The sequence below is a fragment of the Halomonas sp. AOP43-A1-21 genome (assembly GCF_052376775.1).
Classification (GTDB): domain Bacteria; phylum Pseudomonadota; class Gammaproteobacteria; order Pseudomonadales; family Halomonadaceae; genus Vreelandella; species Vreelandella colorata.
The window spans coordinates 1-15,361 of the sequence record NZ_JBQSWC010000053.1; the positions used below are offsets into that span (position 1 = coordinate 1).

19 protein-coding genes are annotated in these 15,361 nt (G+C 49.3%); 4 read left to right on the forward strand and 15 right to left on the reverse strand.

Annotation, left to right across the window (positions count from 1 at the left end):
* Positions 1-45: 45 nt before the first annotated feature.
* The 7 genes from ACT3R7_RS19690 to ACT3R7_RS19720 form a co-directional block, all read right to left on the reverse strand.
* Positions 46-453, reverse strand: a complete 408-nt coding sequence (locus ACT3R7_RS19690; protein ID WP_192539695.1) for a DUF4019 domain-containing protein — start codon at positions 451-453, stop codon at positions 46-48.
* A 233-nt stretch (positions 454-686) separates the two neighbouring features.
* Positions 687-1,166, reverse strand: a complete 480-nt coding sequence (locus ACT3R7_RS19695) for a YehS family protein (protein ID WP_441675036.1) — start codon at positions 1,164-1,166, stop codon at positions 687-689.
* Positions 1,167-1,254: 88 nt separating this feature from the next.
* Positions 1,255-1,677 (reverse strand): hypothetical protein, encoded by a 423-nt coding sequence (locus ACT3R7_RS19700; RefSeq protein WP_018917358.1) that lies wholly within the window; start codon positions 1,675-1,677, stop codon positions 1,255-1,257.
* 191 nt (positions 1,678-1,868) lie between these two features.
* Complete coding sequence (locus ACT3R7_RS19705) at positions 1,869-2,144, reverse strand: putative quinol monooxygenase (protein WP_441675020.1); 276 nt, start codon at positions 2,142-2,144, stop codon at positions 1,869-1,871.
* Between the two features lie 63 nt (positions 2,145-2,207).
* A complete protein-coding gene (locus ACT3R7_RS19710) occupies positions 2,208-2,681 on the reverse strand; it encodes a L,D-transpeptidase family protein (RefSeq protein ID WP_441675018.1) in 474 nt (157 codons plus the stop codon).
* Positions 2,682-2,742: 61 nt separating this feature from the next.
* Entirely contained in the window at positions 2,743-3,189 is a 447-nt protein-coding gene (locus ACT3R7_RS19715; protein ID WP_441675017.1) for a GNAT family N-acetyltransferase, read from the reverse strand.
* A 49-nt stretch (positions 3,190-3,238) separates the two neighbouring features.
* Positions 3,239-3,955, reverse strand: a complete 717-nt coding sequence (locus tag ACT3R7_RS19720; RefSeq protein ID WP_441675035.1) for a class I SAM-dependent DNA methyltransferase — start codon at positions 3,953-3,955, stop codon at positions 3,239-3,241.
* A gap of 168 nt (positions 3,956-4,123) precedes the next feature.
* Between ACT3R7_RS19720 and ACT3R7_RS19725 the strand changes: the two genes are divergently transcribed.
* On the forward strand, positions 4,124-5,779 hold the full coding sequence (locus ACT3R7_RS19725; RefSeq protein ID WP_441675015.1) for a mechanosensitive ion channel domain-containing protein: 1,656 nt from the start codon (positions 4,124-4,126) through the stop codon (positions 5,777-5,779).
* 18 nt (positions 5,780-5,797) lie between these two features.
* Here ACT3R7_RS19725 and sugE read toward each other — a convergent pair whose 3' ends face one another.
* Both sugE and ACT3R7_RS19735 read right to left on the reverse strand, forming a co-directional pair.
* A complete protein-coding gene (gene sugE / locus ACT3R7_RS19730) occupies positions 5,798-6,115 on the reverse strand; it encodes a quaternary ammonium compound efflux SMR transporter SugE (RefSeq protein WP_441675013.1) in 318 nt (105 codons plus the stop codon).
* 137 nt (positions 6,116-6,252) lie between these two features.
* The gene (locus tag ACT3R7_RS19735) at positions 6,253-6,558 is read right to left on the reverse strand and encodes an NIPSNAP family protein (RefSeq protein WP_441675011.1); all 306 of its coding nucleotides are present in this window, start codon (positions 6,556-6,558) and stop codon (positions 6,253-6,255) included.
* Positions 6,559-6,717: 159 nt separating this feature from the next.
* Here ACT3R7_RS19735 and ACT3R7_RS19740 point away from each other — a divergent pair, with 159 nt between their 5' ends.
* Positions 6,718-7,218 carry a type VI secretion system-associated protein TagO gene (locus tag ACT3R7_RS19740; protein WP_441675009.1) on the forward strand — a complete coding sequence of 167 codons (501 nt, stop codon included), beginning with the start codon at positions 6,718-6,720 and terminating at the stop codon, positions 7,216-7,218.
* 298 nt (positions 7,219-7,516) lie between these two features.
* On the opposite strand, the gene ACT3R7_RS19745 is transcribed toward ACT3R7_RS19740, so the two are convergent.
* The 3 genes from ACT3R7_RS19745 to ACT3R7_RS19755 all read right to left on the reverse strand — a co-directional run bounded on the left by ACT3R7_RS19745 (position 7,517) and on the right by ACT3R7_RS19755 (position 8,791).
* Positions 7,517-7,780, reverse strand: a complete 264-nt coding sequence (locus ACT3R7_RS19745) for a putative quinol monooxygenase (protein WP_441675007.1) — start codon at positions 7,778-7,780, stop codon at positions 7,517-7,519.
* A 160-nt stretch (positions 7,781-7,940) separates the two neighbouring features.
* Positions 7,941-8,336 (reverse strand): VOC family protein, encoded by a 396-nt coding sequence (locus tag ACT3R7_RS19750; RefSeq protein ID WP_441675006.1) that lies wholly within the window; start codon positions 8,334-8,336, stop codon positions 7,941-7,943.
* Positions 8,337-8,353: 17 nt separating this feature from the next.
* The gene (locus tag ACT3R7_RS19755; protein WP_441675004.1) at positions 8,354-8,791 is read right to left on the reverse strand and encodes a VOC family protein; all 438 of its coding nucleotides are present in this window, start codon (positions 8,789-8,791) and stop codon (positions 8,354-8,356) included.
* Between the two features lie 100 nt (positions 8,792-8,891).
* On the opposite strand from ACT3R7_RS19755, the gene soxR reads away from it, so the two are divergent.
* The gene (gene soxR, locus ACT3R7_RS19760; protein WP_441675002.1) at positions 8,892-9,368 is read left to right on the forward strand and encodes a redox-sensitive transcriptional activator SoxR; all 477 of its coding nucleotides are present in this window, start codon (positions 8,892-8,894) and stop codon (positions 9,366-9,368) included.
* 166 nt (positions 9,369-9,534) lie between these two features.
* Here the strand turns inward: soxR and ACT3R7_RS19765 are convergent, their stop codons facing one another.
* Positions 9,535-10,152 (reverse strand): HNH endonuclease, encoded by a 618-nt coding sequence (locus ACT3R7_RS19765; protein ID WP_193092918.1) that lies wholly within the window; start codon positions 10,150-10,152, stop codon positions 9,535-9,537.
* Positions 10,153-10,970: 818 nt separating this feature from the next.
* Here ACT3R7_RS19765 and ACT3R7_RS19770 point away from each other — a divergent pair.
* The gene (locus ACT3R7_RS19770) at positions 10,971-12,158 is read left to right on the forward strand and encodes a DEAD/DEAH box helicase (RefSeq protein ID WP_193092919.1); all 1,188 of its coding nucleotides are present in this window, start codon (positions 10,971-10,973) and stop codon (positions 12,156-12,158) included.
* Between the two features lie 128 nt (positions 12,159-12,286).
* Here the strand turns inward: ACT3R7_RS19770 and rho are convergent, their stop codons facing one another.
* Together rho and ACT3R7_RS19780 are read right to left on the reverse strand one after the other, a co-directional pair.
* Complete coding sequence (gene rho / locus ACT3R7_RS19775; protein WP_193092920.1) at positions 12,287-13,243, reverse strand: transcription termination factor Rho; 957 nt, start codon at positions 13,241-13,243, stop codon at positions 12,287-12,289.
* Between the two features lie 162 nt (positions 13,244-13,405).
* Positions 13,406-15,268: a hypothetical protein gene (locus tag ACT3R7_RS19780; protein WP_441676415.1), complete on the reverse strand. Its 1,863-nt coding sequence runs from the start codon at positions 15,266-15,268 to the stop codon at positions 13,406-13,408.
* Between the last annotated feature and the right edge of the window lie 93 nt (positions 15,269-15,361).

Consider the following 15,361-nt stretch of genomic DNA (forward strand, 5'->3'; position numbering starts at 1 on the left):
CATTTCGCGGTGGCTAAAAGTGTCTATTCAATACCGTTAATAAGTTCAGTTGACATAATAACCGCTTACTTTCCAAACGCCTTCTTCCAGATGCGGCGTAATGGTTTCGGTAATGTTGGGCTTATTGGTAAATCGCGTTTGATAGGTGAACTCCTTGTAATCATTCTTAGGAGCACCGGGCATAGACGTTGCACTGATGACACGCGTGCGTCGGCGGGACTCCACCGACCCGAAATCACGCCGTGCCGCGCTAATGGTCCGCTCTAGCATGCTGGGTGAAAGCGGGCGCTTAAGCAGCGGTGATGACACTTCCCAGGCCAGTTCAAACTCGCCGCTGTCGATTGCTTCAAGCCATGCCAGCGCTGCTGCTTCTGCCGCATCGGTATTCGCCTGGGCAGTGGGCGACATCAGTAGTAACAACGTAGTGATGAAACAGATCAGCGGTTTTGGCATGGATAACTCTTGGTGGCGATAAAAAGTTGACGGGCTTGATTAATTATCGGAACCAAGAGAATTTTCTTTAGCAATAATTCATTATAACCAGGCCAACCCACTATAAGGCTTGGATGCTACTGCCTCCAAAGGGCTCTCCAGGCTATTGGTGGGTGGGTGGCGGGCAGGTCAGTAAGGCAGAAAGACAAGCTTTCTGCCTTACTGCGAAACACCATCAATAATAGCGTTAAAATTCAGGCTTCTGACCCCTTGGACTCTGGGCGCAGCTGGAGCTGAAGGCCCATTAAAAAATTGCGCAGCACCTGATCTTTACACTCACGATAATTCTTATGGCTGGGTTTACGGAAAAACGCGCTTAACTCATGATTACTTAAGCGGAACTCGGCCAGCTCAAAAATAGCTAAAATATCCTCAGCTTTTAAATTCAGCGCGATACGCAGCTTCTGGAATACCATATTGTTGTTCAAATCGGGTTCTGGCGCGGGCGGCGGGCCTTCACGCTTGCCCCGCTTAAAGCTGATAAAGCCGTTCAAAAACGCGGCTAATTCTTTATTTTTCAGCTTAACAAACTCTGCGTCGTCATCTTTTTTCAACCAGGCAGAAACCTGCTCCTGGGTGACATCAAACTCTGCCAGAGAAAAAATTTTCATTACGGTGTTATCTTTTAAATCAAAGACATACCGTATACGGCGCAGAATATCATTATTGATCAAAATACAGCTCCTAGTCTTAGGGAAATCCAGCACAATCAATGTTCATGTGCTTTAGGTTCAGCATAAATTTGTATCTTACGTAGCCAAACTAGCTTGCTGATAGCTTTACAAGCAGCTCATCAATCTCGGCTTTAAGCTCTTCATCATGCACTTTATTAGCGCTGGCCTTGGCATTTTGCAGGCTTTGAATTGCCGCCTCCGTCTGGCCCAGCTCCATTTGCAATTTAGCCATGGAAAGAGCGATGGATGACATATGCTCTTTGGAATTGATCGCAACGGCTTTTTCCAGCGCTTTTCCATAGCCCACCAGCGCGTCATCCAACTCCTCGGTAAAGTCCGCCAGCGTTTCCCACTGCTCTGGATGATCTTTATCGGTATTTTCATTCTCGATGCAAATAGCTTTCAGCTCGGCATAGAGCGAATCAAAAGCCTCTCTATCTTCTTTGTCAGCCGCCCTCATCAGCTTTTCAGCCAACTCATAGACCGCCTTGTAAATCTTGGTATTAATCATTAACCACAACCCTATTTCTGAAAAACAAAAAATGAAAATAAACCGACTTATTAGCTTATTGAGCGATAAAAAATTCTTGAAGGCGCGCGATCTGCAGCCAATTTGTTATTTTATCACTGCTGCGTTCAGGGCGCGTGCGTTTGTTCACTCGCTGCCTTATCGGCTTGATGGGAGTAGCGGAGCGCTATAGCTTATTCAAACACCTCGTAATGGCGCTTTACGTTACCAGTTAGCCTTCCCCAGTCGGAGTTCGCCACACGCTGCTGGTGCTGTTCAAAAGCGGTTCGGTCGACAAACTCTTCATAGACGTTAAAACGATACGGATCGGCTTTATCCTGAGTGACCTCGAACATTATGCAGCCTGGCTCTTCAAAGGTGAGCTGTCGGTGATGAATAAGCCCGGCTTTCACGGCTTCAAGATCGCTTTCGGGGACGGTTATAAAACCTTTTAAGGTTACTTTTGCCATGAGATAGCCTTTTTATATAAAGCCCATTGAATTGGAAGACATCCCGCCTGAATAAGCTGAGCATTACCACTCAATATGAATGGGCGTACCCACCTTTACCAGCTCCATAAACTCGTCCATTTCGGCATTGGTCAATGCAATACAGCCATTGGTCCAATTAAAGCGTTGCGTAATAGGACCCAACCATCCAAGCCAGTTAAATTGGCCGTGCACCATAATAAAACCGCCAGGCGACACACCCAGGCTTTCTGCATTAGCCGTATCGGCTTCGTTAGGGTAACTCACATGCATTGAGCGGTAAGCAGAGGAGTCTTCTTTCTTATAATCCAGAACGTAGTGGCCTTCGGGCGTTCGCTGATCGCCCTCCTGCACCTTATGCCCCTGCGGACTTCCGCCAAGCGCGACGTGAAACTCTCTGACCACTTCGTCTCCATCCAGGAGATACATGCGGTTGTATGATTTATCTACTTTCACCAAATCGACACCTGCCAGCGCCGGGGTCGCGAGGAAGATCAGCAGCCATGCTATTTTGTTCATTATTTAAACCGTCAGATAAAGATTTAAGAGTGTACTGGATAGGCTTTAAAGGGCTCTAGCATTAAAACGCAACGTATAGTCGCAACGCATCCTGGTGCTGTATGCCGTTCTCAAAAATAGGTTCGGGATAATTATCTAGAAAATGATTTTTAACTACCCGGTCAACTCTAAACCCATGGCGCTGATAATAGGTAAGCTGATACCCAAAGGTGCCGGTGCTTAACTCCACCCGCTGCATATTCTTGGTCTTCAGCTCATTCAAGGCGAATCGCAGTAGGCCAGACCCAACCCCTTGCTGTTGAAATTGCGGATATATCGCAATATTGAATATCTCGGCGGTACCGGTATTGATCGGCTTGGCGATGCACGCGCCAATGACCTTTTCATCACGCTTCGCGGCAAAATACCAGGCGCCCTCCAGGTAGGATGCAATGGTTTCCTCGGAAGGATCCGCTTCAAGCAAAAGCTCGATGGGAATTTCGCTGATACCTACTTCCAGATAGCTCACTTTTCACCTCAGAAATACTTGATACCCGGCGGCAGTACAATGAGTTTTATCAACGACCCGCGTACTGGAGAATTTCGTAAGAGTAGGCGTATTTAAATGCGCCAGTAAGGTCGATACGAGATAGGTCTCCACGTAGCTCCGCCGCTATCGAATCCAACGCCCTGCCCTTTCGCACCGCCCCTTCGATATTTGATTGAGTGGTAAGATATCCCACCAGAGATTCAGATGTGAACGTAACCGGCAACCAACCCTTTTCGCTTGCCAGGGCGGAGAGTTGAAGGTCGCCGAAGAGCTTCATATCTTCATAACGATTGCGAGGCGGTGATGGGAAGCGCTCAAAGTATTCATTACTGAGCCAATCATTGAACGTGTCAGAAGTCGAGTGCCCCGCGAACGCGAAGTTATAGATGATCCAGATAGCCCCAGGATTGGATGCGGTTTTATAGGCAGCCAGTGCTTGGGCAGTATCGAACCAGTGAAACGCCATACACGTCGAGATGAGATCGAAGCGGCCTTGCTCGGGCAGCTCAGTGTAGTCCGCCTTTCTCACGGTTAAGCCACGCCCTTGCGCGATGGCCAGCATCTCGTATGAGGAATCAATACCCATGACCTCCTGGGCAATATCCAGAAGTGGAACGGTAGAGTCGCCGGTGCCGCACGCTACGTCCACTGCTCGGCCAAAGCGTGCGGCGGGCAGATGCCGCTTCATTATCTGAAAGAGGGCTTGGTGGGTTTTCGGACGGTATTGATCATACCGCTCACCTATACCGGTATCGGCAAAATACTATGCCATATATGCATCCCTCGCGGCCGAGTGCTAACTAGTGCTGGATTATTTATGACAAGTAGCTTCGATAACTAAGTTATCGCACTCCAGCATACACGCAACATAATAGTGGGATGATGCTTTGGGTCTATAGCCAAGAGCGCTGTAATGACAGCACAAGAGGACGCCGATACGGGAAAACCCACTAGACTGAAACCGGCACAACACTATTGGATAGCCATGCCTGACAAGCCATTTTCATCAAATCGTCAGCGTATCAGTCAACCGACAAGGATGATCATGACCGCCTCTTTATCCCTTTCAGGTGCCCGCAAAGCGCTCCAGGTGCTGGTTCCACTTCTGTTACTGACTAGCATGCTTGTGAGTGGATCGGTTCACGCCGCCGAGCAGGGTGCGCCGGGCGCCAGCGCTACCCCAGCCGCCACCCCGGGCGAAGGTCCTGAAAACTCACAGATCGAAACCACCCCATCGCCGTTAAAGGACGAGGAGATTCGCCAGCGAATCAGCGGCATTTTCTCGGAAATAGACGGGCTGGGGGCGGTCGAAGTCAACGTAGCACAAGGTATCGTGACGCTAGGGGGAGAAACCGCCAATGACAGAAAAGCCCAGCAAGCGGTCGGCCTAGCCAATCGGTTGACTGATGTGGTGACAGTAGCAGACCAAATCGACCGCACCCTCGACGTTCAGGATAACGTCACGACCGCCTATCAGGGCCTGCGGGCGCGGGGCCAGAACCTGATCAGGGCGCTGCCGCTATTATTAGTGGGCTTTGTGATATTTGGGCTTGTTGCCTGGTTTGGAGCCTGGCTATCCAACCGCAAGCGCCTGTGGCTGCGGCTGACACCCAATCCTTTCGTTGCCGAGCTGGTGGCCCAGACCATCAAGGTAATCTTCATCGTGCTTGGGTTGATCATGGCGTTGAGCCTGATAGGTGCCGAAACGGTCATCGGTACCCTACTGGGGGGCGCTGGGGTGATCGGCATTGCCATCGGTTTTGCCGTCAAGGACACGATCGAGAACTACATTGCCTCATTGATGCTCAGCGTCCGTCAGCCGTTTCAGGCGCGCGATCATGTGGTCATCAACGACCGCGAAGGCATCGTGGTGCGCCTCACCTCCCGTGCCACCATTCTCATGACCCTGGAAGGCAACCAGCTGCGTATTCCCAATGCCGATGTTTTCAAAGGCATCATTCTCAACTACACCCAGAACCCGGAGCGCCGCTTTAATTTCGAGCTGGGAGTGGACGCCAATGACGATCCCCTGGCCGCCATCAAGGTGGGCCTTGATGCGCTCAAAGCATTAGCGTTCGTATTGAACGAGCCCAAGGCTATCGGCTTTATCACGCGTGTTGGCGATTCCAACATCGTATTGGAGTTTCAGGGGTGGGTCGATCAGTCCACGACCGACTTTGGTAAAGCGCGCAGCATCGCCATTCGTGAAACCAAGCACGCGCTGGAAAATCAGGGCTTCAGCCTGCCGGAGCCGATTTACCGGTTAAGCTTCAGTCCTAAGATTGAATACGCGCTAACACACTTACCGGCCGTTAGCCCTCAGAGCGAGCCTGTTCCGTCGCAGTCCGACTCTATTCAGAACCCGTCCGGCGCCATGCGGCTGAACTCCGCTGAAGCCAGAGACAAACAGCAGGCAAAAGCGCGCGCCAAACTGATACTGGAGGGCCAGCAGGCCGAAACGGTACTTGATGCCCGGCCTGACGATAAACTGATGCAAAAAGTGGACGAGGAAATCGCTCAAAACGCCGATGGTACCGACTTATTGAGCAAGCACTCTGCACGGGAGTGAGCAGCATTTGATTTTCGATCAAGCATGGGCGAGTTTCAATCCGACAAGCCCCACACAGATCAACATCAAACTTACCAGTTTGAATACGCCTGCGGACTCGCCAAACAGTACGATACCTAAAATAGCCGTGCCTACTGCGCCGATACCCACCCAGATAGCGTAAGCGGTGCCGACAGGCAAAGTTTTCAGCGCCAGACCCAGCAATAGAAAGCTCGCCGCCAATGAGAATATCGTCCAGGCGGTGGGCCAGAGTTTCGTAAAGCCCTCCGAGTACTTCAGCCCGATGGCCCAGCCGATCTCTAAAAGGCCCGCGATAAACAAGATAAACCAGCTCATGTATTCCTCTTTTAAGTACCGGGGCCGTCCCCTGACGAAAATCGAGCGGTGAGGTCGTCCTCACGTCACAATCGCTGTTTGTATGGTGATTACGGGCCCGCTTTTCAAACCTGCCGGGTTAGAAATGGCGTTCACCCCTAGCTCAGCACGGGCCTGAAAAAGCTGCGTTCATAGCTAATGATGCAATCGACTTGCTCGGCAAATTCGAATGCCTTGATGCATTCGGGGTCGCGCAACGACTTGATACGATACTGCTCATACGCCGCCAGACTTTCAAAGGTGAACAATGCCAGCGCGATGTTGTTCGCCCCTTCCGCTGGCAAGTAATAACCGTTGTGCTGGCCGCCGAATTTCTCGACCAGCGGGATCCACATTCTGGCGTACTTTTCGAATTCGTTAACTTTCTTGGGGTCGATTACATACTTAACATGGCAAGTAATCATTCATACAAATCCTTGTCACTGATTGGCTTTGTGAGTTTCGCGGCGTCGTAGCTAGCTTCATGAGCCGGGTATGGTCGCGCCCTGCATGCTATCGTCTGTCTCGAACAAGCCGAGAAAGACTCGGGTTCGCGAAAAGTATTTTAAGGATTGAGATAGAGAATGAACATCGACAAGGCACTGCTGTTGGCCATCCCGTTGCTTTTACCCAGTATGGCCATGGCCCAGGATGCCACCACCAGCTCGCATTGGGAAACGGAAGAACAGCACTACGATGAACTCGATTTACACTTCGTCGTGCTCAAGACCCATGCCCTCGAATCCGCTGGGCCTGCGCTCGTTTTTCGCTGCTTTGAGGACACGACCGTGGCCTATTTCAACCTGTTCGATGAGGACGAAAGCGGTACCTACGAATATGGCCCCGTCACGGTGCAGCTGGACGACGATGAACCCGAAACGTACTTGATGGAAGCGATCGATGACGGCCACGCGGTAGGTTTTTGGGAAAGTGCCGACGCGACCGCTTTCATTCAAAGCCTGCTCGGGGCGCAAACCCTGAACATAGGCATTACCCCGAACAGTGGCGAGCCCATCACCATAGGCTTTAATATCGAGGGTATTGAAACAATGATTGCCCCGGTGCGTGATGCATGTGGTTGGTAATGAATAGCTCAACCGCTAGGTAATGGCGTTTAAAGCGGTTTCAATATCGGCGAGCGGATGCGCAACCTACTCTCACCGATACGTTAAAGACAGTGGCTTTTTTCAAATAGACCCACTATATGAGAAAGGAACTGAGGCACCGCGGCTATGCCAAGAGGCTAGTCTGCCTTTCGTCGTATGTGTGAAAACGTGAGCACGACCAGCCCTGTCGGTCACCAAAGGACTGCTACAAACGGTATAAATCAGCTTTTGTCTTGCTCTTGACGTATTAAAAACAATTCTTAGTTACTCGGTTATCTCATAATGGCGCACGGCGTTGCCGGTCAGCCTCCCCCAGTCGGAGTTCGCCCACGTGCCGTTGATGCTGGTCAAAAGCAGCGCGATCGACAAACTCCTCGTACACGGTATAGCGACATGAATCGGTTTGATCCTGAATGACATTGAACGTTATACAACCTGGCTCCGCCAGCGTTTGCTGCTTATGAAGCACCAGCGCCTCCTGGAAAACGCCAAGCTCAGCTTGCGGCACAATGATTACTCCTTCGAGCGTTACCTTTCTCATGTGTTTCCCTTATCAATTAATCGTGCTGCTGGGCATAGGCTGCCTTGAGGGCGCACTAATAAAGCTATTGCAGTCGAGCTTCAACTAATTCGCATAACCCGCTTATTAGGATCGAGTCACGTTAAGTAACAGCCATATGAGTTTTCCGATGCGGAAGCTGCTAACTATCAATTTGCTTTACAAAACCAATTTCATCCCTGATACCTACCCGGTTGCCATCGGGATCAGCGATATTGATCGTTCTTCCCCAAGCGTTTTCAGTAATGGCCGCTTCAATTCCCCATGCTCTAACTCTCGATAATGTCTCTTCCAAATCATCGACGTTGAATCGTAATTTAAAGCTGCTTTCCTCGGGAGTCTTGACGCTGCTCTTTGCCTTACCGCCCTGCTCGACCATCAAGTAACCATCGCCGAACTCCAGGCAAGTCAGTTTGAAACCATCTTCATCCCGTTCGAAGAGCTGACGCAATCCAAACAGCCCACGGTAAAAAGCAACACACTCAACATAGCGCTCGGTATTAAGAATCACTCCGTAGCGTGCCACGTTTATATTCATGGGCTCTCCTTTGCTCATCAGTGTTCCATTAACGCCGCATCACGATTTAGATTACGCTCCGCCGGAATATCACTGAGATACTCGACAAATTCAACCTCAAATCCGGCCGGATCGACAAAGTAGACATTTTTACGAAACGGCTCGGTGGCACCGGGCTTGGCGACGGCAAAGCCCGCGTTATTCAACCGGGCCACTGCGGCATCCAGGTTATCGGTCACGTAGGCGAAGTGGGCCAGGCCAACACTATGGCCTTCCAGCGCACGGTTCTGCCCTTCGCCATGATCACTCAACGCCAAATAGTGGCGGTCATCACCAAAGTGCACCCATTTGCGCGGCTTGCCGTACCACTCGCCATGGCCTTCGTCGCGTATCCGCCAGTGCGGGAAAGCAGTACGGTAAAAGTCCAGCATGGCATCCATATCCATCACGACTAGGTTAACGTGTTCCAAATACATAGGTTTTCTCCTTGTATGGGTTCGGATAAAAGGATAAAACCTCAACCTAAGTTTAGGTAAAGCTTTTTTTACGAACCAGCAGAAAAAAACAGAGGCAGCGATGGCGGAGGCAAATTGGAGTGTCGGCAAAGTAGCCAAGCGTTGCGGTATTAATATCAGCGCCCTCCACTTCTACGAGCAGCAAGGGCTGATTCAAAGCTCGCGCAATGCGGGTAACCAACGCCGCTATAAACCGGAGGTGCTAAGACGCATTTCAGTGATCAAAGCCGCGCAAAAAGTGGGTGTCAGCCTGGACGAGATCAAGAAAGCTTTTGAGTCACTGCCCAATAACCGCACGCCCACGGTAGAAGACTGGCAGCAGCTTTCCAGGAATTGGCAGCGCATGCTGGATGGCCGTATTGCCTACCTGCAAACGCTGCGCAATAACCTGAGCGGCTGTATTGGCTGCGGGTGTTTGAGCATGACCAACTGCCCGCTGTATAACCCGGAGGATAGGTTGGCTGAACTGGGTAGCGGACCGGTACTTTTGGATCAGGCGGAAGCGCGGGCACAAAAAATTAAGGTCCATAAACCTTAAAAAGCGACATGCTGATCACTCCTCACCTATTTCCTAATTCTACCAAAATGTAGGCGTCAGAGGAGGTCTCTACCGCCTCAACGCCCTACCAGTAGGTAAAAGAGTATTGGCTAACATTAACGATAAAGAAGCAGAAACTAACTTTCGTGTCCTTTTAAATAACTTTTCAGGCATCCTTCAACATTCTTCTAAGTTCAGTTATAGACAAAGCAGGCTGTCGCAAATGAGTTAAACGGTGACATGTTGGACATAGTGATATTAAATCACTTAGCTCAGTTGTAGTTTTTCCAGACTCTGCAAGTGGAAATTTATGATGACATTCTATTACATATTTACCATTAACACTAAGCTTAAAATTGCAAGCCTGACACTTATAATCGTCTCTTTTTTTGCATTCATCAGCTAAAAACCTAGCTCTCTTAAGTTTAAAATATTTAAAATCTAACAAATAACCTTCGACCGCCTTAGGTGATTCAATACTTTCAAAATAAGAAACTTCATTATCTTTAGCATAAAAGCTTTTTAACAAAGATAAATAATAAGACGCATTTACAGACTTCTCGGAATAATCTGTTGTTTTATAAGAGCCATTTTCTCTATGTCGTTCAAAAAACTTTCTCGCATTACCCGACTTCCGACGTATTCCCGAGCCACTTGGGATAAACACAAGTTCATTGCCAACTACTTCAACGTTAAATATACTTCGCCCGCCAATAGTTGGATGCTGCTTATTAGACTGTGAAACAACAAAATCAATAAACTCTTTAAACTGAGATTCAATCATATAACCCCCTGAATGACTAACATAATTATATAGTCAGTTATATAAAATTCTTGGATGCGCATAACTTTTAATAGCTTTACACAGCCCACAAAACTAATTATAACTAACTATTGTATAAAACACTGAGCTAGCAATAAAGATATAAATCCAACATTCGCATGCCCGCTCGTTTTACTTTATTTTATCATACTCTATTAATAAATTATGATTAGGTCGCGCAGAAATTTTATGACCCCACATGCTACGCAGACATATGTTTTGGTGAGACATTGAGTCTAGTGGCATTATTATCGCTCGCTGAGCGTGCTTTTATAAAGAAAGACGCTACGTACCGCACAGGTTCGGATGCTTGGAATAGGATGGCAGGATTGAGTATGGGGAGCTATTCGAGGTGGCTAGCGCTGACCTTCATAAGAGCCCACCCATGCGGGTGTTATTGGCTTGAGACTTGCCAATTCAGCTTAGAGGGAGGGATTAGGGAGGGATAATGCGGAAAATATCCATAAGCCAGCTGTATTAATTTTTTAGGGAAAAGGTCAACTAAATTAAATATTTAATCGCCCCATAACAACATCCAACGAAACTGGATTTCAAATCAAAAACACAGCACTAGAAGCAAACAAAATAAGATCCTAAAAATTAAATCGCACCATAAAAAACTTCTAATTTATTGTAATAAATTCCTTCAAAATCATTACATTAAGCACTGTTTACCGCCATAAAGCTAATGCATTATTCGATCTACGGACGGCTGCTTTTACGCTATACTGCGGCATCTTTTTTTCGACACCCCTTACGACATCCCGTCAGAGCTTCTTATGCCCTTTGCAAAACTAGGCTTATCCAGTCCTTTGGTTCAAGCGATTACCGAACTAGGTTACAAAACACCAACGCCCATCCAGGAACAGGCGATTCCTGCCATTCTTTCGGGTAAAGATTTAATCGCCACCGCTCAAACCGGAACCGGCAAAACCGCTGCCTTTGTTCTGCCTCTGCTAGAACGGTTCAGCACAGCGGGCACGTTACGCGGCAAACGCATACGTGCGCTGATCCTGGTCCCAACCCGCGAATTAGCGATTCAGGTCGAAGCCAGTGTGGCTCAATACGCTAAACACCTGCACTTAACATCTATGGCGGTGTATGGGGGTGTTGATAGCGAACCTCAAAAAGAGCGCTTGATTGAAGGGGTTGATATTCTTGTCGCCACACCGGGCAGATTGCTGGATTTGGCTCATCAGCGTGCGCTGCACTTTGATGAACTTAAAGCCATGGTGCTGGACGAAGCAGACAGAATGGTCGACATGGGTTTTGTCGACGATATCAACAAAATCATAGAACGCCTGCCTGAAAACCGTCAGAATCTGTTGTTTTCGGCGACCATGACCGGCGACGTTCGGGCGCTGGCCTACGGTTTTTCAGACAGCAAGATGACCGATCTAGCGTCTGAAATATCCATTTCTCCCAACGAGCGCGCCGCCGCCAGCATCAAGCAATGGCTAATCGCGGTAGACAAAGACGCCAAGTCGGCCTTGTTGAGTCACTTGATCAACGAGCAAGAGTGGGATCAGGCGCTTATTTTTACCGAGAAAAAACACAATGCCGCGAAGCTTGTTGCCCAATTGGAAAAACGCGGCATCATCGCAGATTCCATTCATGGCGGTAGAAGCCAGGCCATGCGCGAACAAGTTTTAGGTCAGTTCAAATCCGGCGAGCTCAAGTACCTGATCGCTACAGGGGTGGCCGGTCGTGGTTTGGATATCGGTGAACTGAGCCGTGTAGTGAATTACGATTTACCCTTTCAGCCAGAAGAATACATCCACCGTATTGGCCGGACCGGCCGTGCGGGTGCCTCGGGTGAAGCCATCTCTTTGGTCGACATCAGTGACTTTAAAAATCTTTGTGCCATTGAAAGGCGATTGAACAGCATCATTGAGCGTAAGGAAATCGAAGGCTTTCCGGTTAAAAAAGCACTACCCGCTTCAAACTTGAATTATAAAAAGAAGTAATCGCTAATACGTAACAAAGAAGCTCACCTATTGAATGAATAAAAGGTGAGCTTCCCTGCTGTTTTTTTAAACCGGAGTCCATCCACCAACACATTGATAAGCACAGGGGCCGACAAACTTCGCTCTCACTACTCGGGGGCTGAAAACGCTTCCAGCAGCTCGGCATTGGTTGGATATTTCTCCAATAGCTCCAATAACTTCTGCGCGCCCTCGGTTGGCTTAAGTTGTGTCAACGCGCGACGCAGTGTGCGTACTTTTTCGATATCCTTTGCATCGATCAAAAGCTCTTCACGGCGGGTGCTGCTCTTGGCGATATCGATAGCCGGAAAGATCCGTTGATTGGCCACCTCGCGTGACAGCACGATTTCCATATTGCCCGTGCCCTTGAATTCCTCGAAGATCACCTGATCCATACGGCTTCCCGTATCCACCAGTACGGTAGCTAGAATAGTGAGCGACCCACCGTTTTCGATCTTCCTCGCGGCGCCAAACAGCTTGCGGGGTATTTCCATCGCTCGGCTATCCAACCCACCAGACATGGTACGACCATTGCCCCGCTGCTCGGCATTATGAACGCGCGAGAGCCGCGTTAATGAGTCGATCACAATCATCACATCGTGGCCCTCGCCGGCTTGCCTACGCGCCGACGCCAGAAGCTGGTCGGCCATCCGCACGTGGTGGGTGTAGGTTTCGTCCGACGATGAGGCGTGCACCTCGGCCGTCACGCTACGCTTGAAGTCCGTTACCTCTTCCGGGCGCTCATCGATTAGCAAGGCATACAGCTTTATTTCCGGGTGCGCCTCGGCCACGGCCTGGCAGATATGTTTGAGCAGCGTCGTTTTACCGGAGCCGGGCGGTGCGACGATCAAGCCACGCTGCCCCATCCCGATGGGCGTAATCAAATCCATCGCCCGCACGCTGCGCTGGGTGGAACCAGGCTCCAGGTGAATGCGGGGGGAAGGATGAATGGCAACGCCGTTTAGAAAGCGTTTTTCGGGGTCATCGGTGAATTGATCTTCAACGTCGTTGGCGGGCTTGACCTCTTGCTGCCGTTTGACTTTCAAGCCTAGTGTTTTTCTCGTCATAAGATCGATGGATCGCCTTGGGTAAGCTGAGTGCATAGAGTAATGGCTGGGCTTTGAAAATGATATTAGCCGCGTAATGACTCCACCCCGATAGTCACTGTATGTTAGTCCAAAACATTTCTACCCAAATAAATATTGCATTATCATCAGATGATCTCAGCGCTACTCTGACAAAGGTGGATCTCTAAGCTCGACGTCTACCTCATAATCTACATAGCGAGTCTCGCCGCGATACCACAGCTCAATACTTTCCGGTCTGCCGTAGAAATAAAATACCTGTATAGGTTCACGGTCTTCACGACTAATTCCAACAACGCTCCCCACTTGCTTGAGATAGCGCTGGGCGGAGCCCAAGGCAAAAAAGTGATTCAAATTTGAGGTGCGTAATTGCTCTCTATTGATCGTTTCCTCGGGAGTAAACACCTCATAATCGACCGTTAGTCGATTTCCGTCCAAGCGGATACCTTCGGGTAACTCAGCCGGGCTAAAACGCTGCTTTATGATATCCGGCATGGCCAGAACAGGTAGCGTGGCCGTGACTCGCGCTGGCCAGACGGGAAAGTGGTGTGGGTTATAGACAAGACCGTGTTCCGTAAAAGCAAACACGTTAACCGCATCGGGCATCTCGATAGGAGCTCCCTCAGCATTATAAAACTGCACACTTTGCGCCGCAGCATCTGACTGATAATCGTAACGCTCATTCGGACTTACGAAAAGCTGACTTTGTACCTCAGGGTAGTTCAGGTAAATCGATTCAGCGTAATCCACATCTGGGCGTTCGAGGTCAAACGTGTTGTAGCCTATCAATATCTGATGCTGCATTTCTTCGGCCGATATGTCTGCACGCGCTTGGGTCCAATGGCGAAAAACGGGCTCCTCTAAAACCGCATCGGAGAGTACTGTCAGGTCGCTGTCACCTACCGGCCTGGAGTAAACAGGAATCTCAAGCGAGCGAGAAACCGTGTTATTCTGCTCTGCCTGAGGCAACAAAGTGACTCTGGCTTTTTCAATCGAACCATTAAAAGCGAACGCTTTATGCAGAATCGTACCGTCGGTGAAAGATAAGCGCTCATTAAGGGCATGAATCTCTGCTGGAATATCGGTCAGCTCTATTGTGCCCTGCACTGCCCGCTCAATCGTGTCATCCAGCCATGCCGCCTTCTGGGCAAAGTAATCTTTGTTAAGGTGCTTTTCCGAACGCATGTAGATATGTCTCTCACCGCTCGCAACTGCTTCACCTACGATATCCATGTCACGCAATGGCAGCGTCTGGTCCGCGGGTACCTGAATCTCTACATCGTAGGTAAACTCGGTGAATCGGCGTGGCGTAATAGTATAGCCATGACGCTCCAGTGTCTTGCCAACATCCGAGCCGTCAAATTCAAACTCAATAAAATTTTCAGGCAGGGTGACCTGAGACTTAGCCAGCAGAGTCGTTGGTTTAGGGTCGTCTTGGCTGCGTTTATCAAGAAACTGGTATTCTTCGTTGTAGTATTGAAACTCGGTATTGCTTGCCCGCCCCCTGCCTACTTCAGGTAAGGGCTTCACCTCTCCGTCATCCATCGCTACATGGGTATAAAGCATATGTATGTCAAAAGGAAACGAGAAGGGAGGCGTTATCCAGAAACGCTGGGCTTCAGGGACAAACTGCCAAGCGACCATATTGTCTAGGTAAGCGTCCAGAAAAGCCTGCAAATTGGCATAATCTCCCGCCCGCGGGAAGCGCTGATTGATATACGAAAGGCGATAAGCCTGGTCGTCAAAAAGCAAGTCTTCATGCATGTCACGGTAAAAAATAAGCACGTCATTGTTCAGCCGACTGGCCAAAAGCGAGTCTTCGATATTCTGGATTTTTTCTTGCCACTGGTCACGCATGTTCTTCAACTGCAACAATGCGTCGCTGCGCTGCTCCTCGGTCAATATCTCTCTACCGACATAGGCATCTCCCTTCGAGGATATCTCCCCAAATGTAGTTCCCCCCCACAAAGCAAGTACACTCAAAAGTGTTAAAACACTAACTTTCATTTTTAAACTACCGATTATGATAAGTTTGAATCGCCCCGGATATTCTAGACACCCGTTAGGCTCTTAAAGTAACGCCTTTCATACTCAACCGGC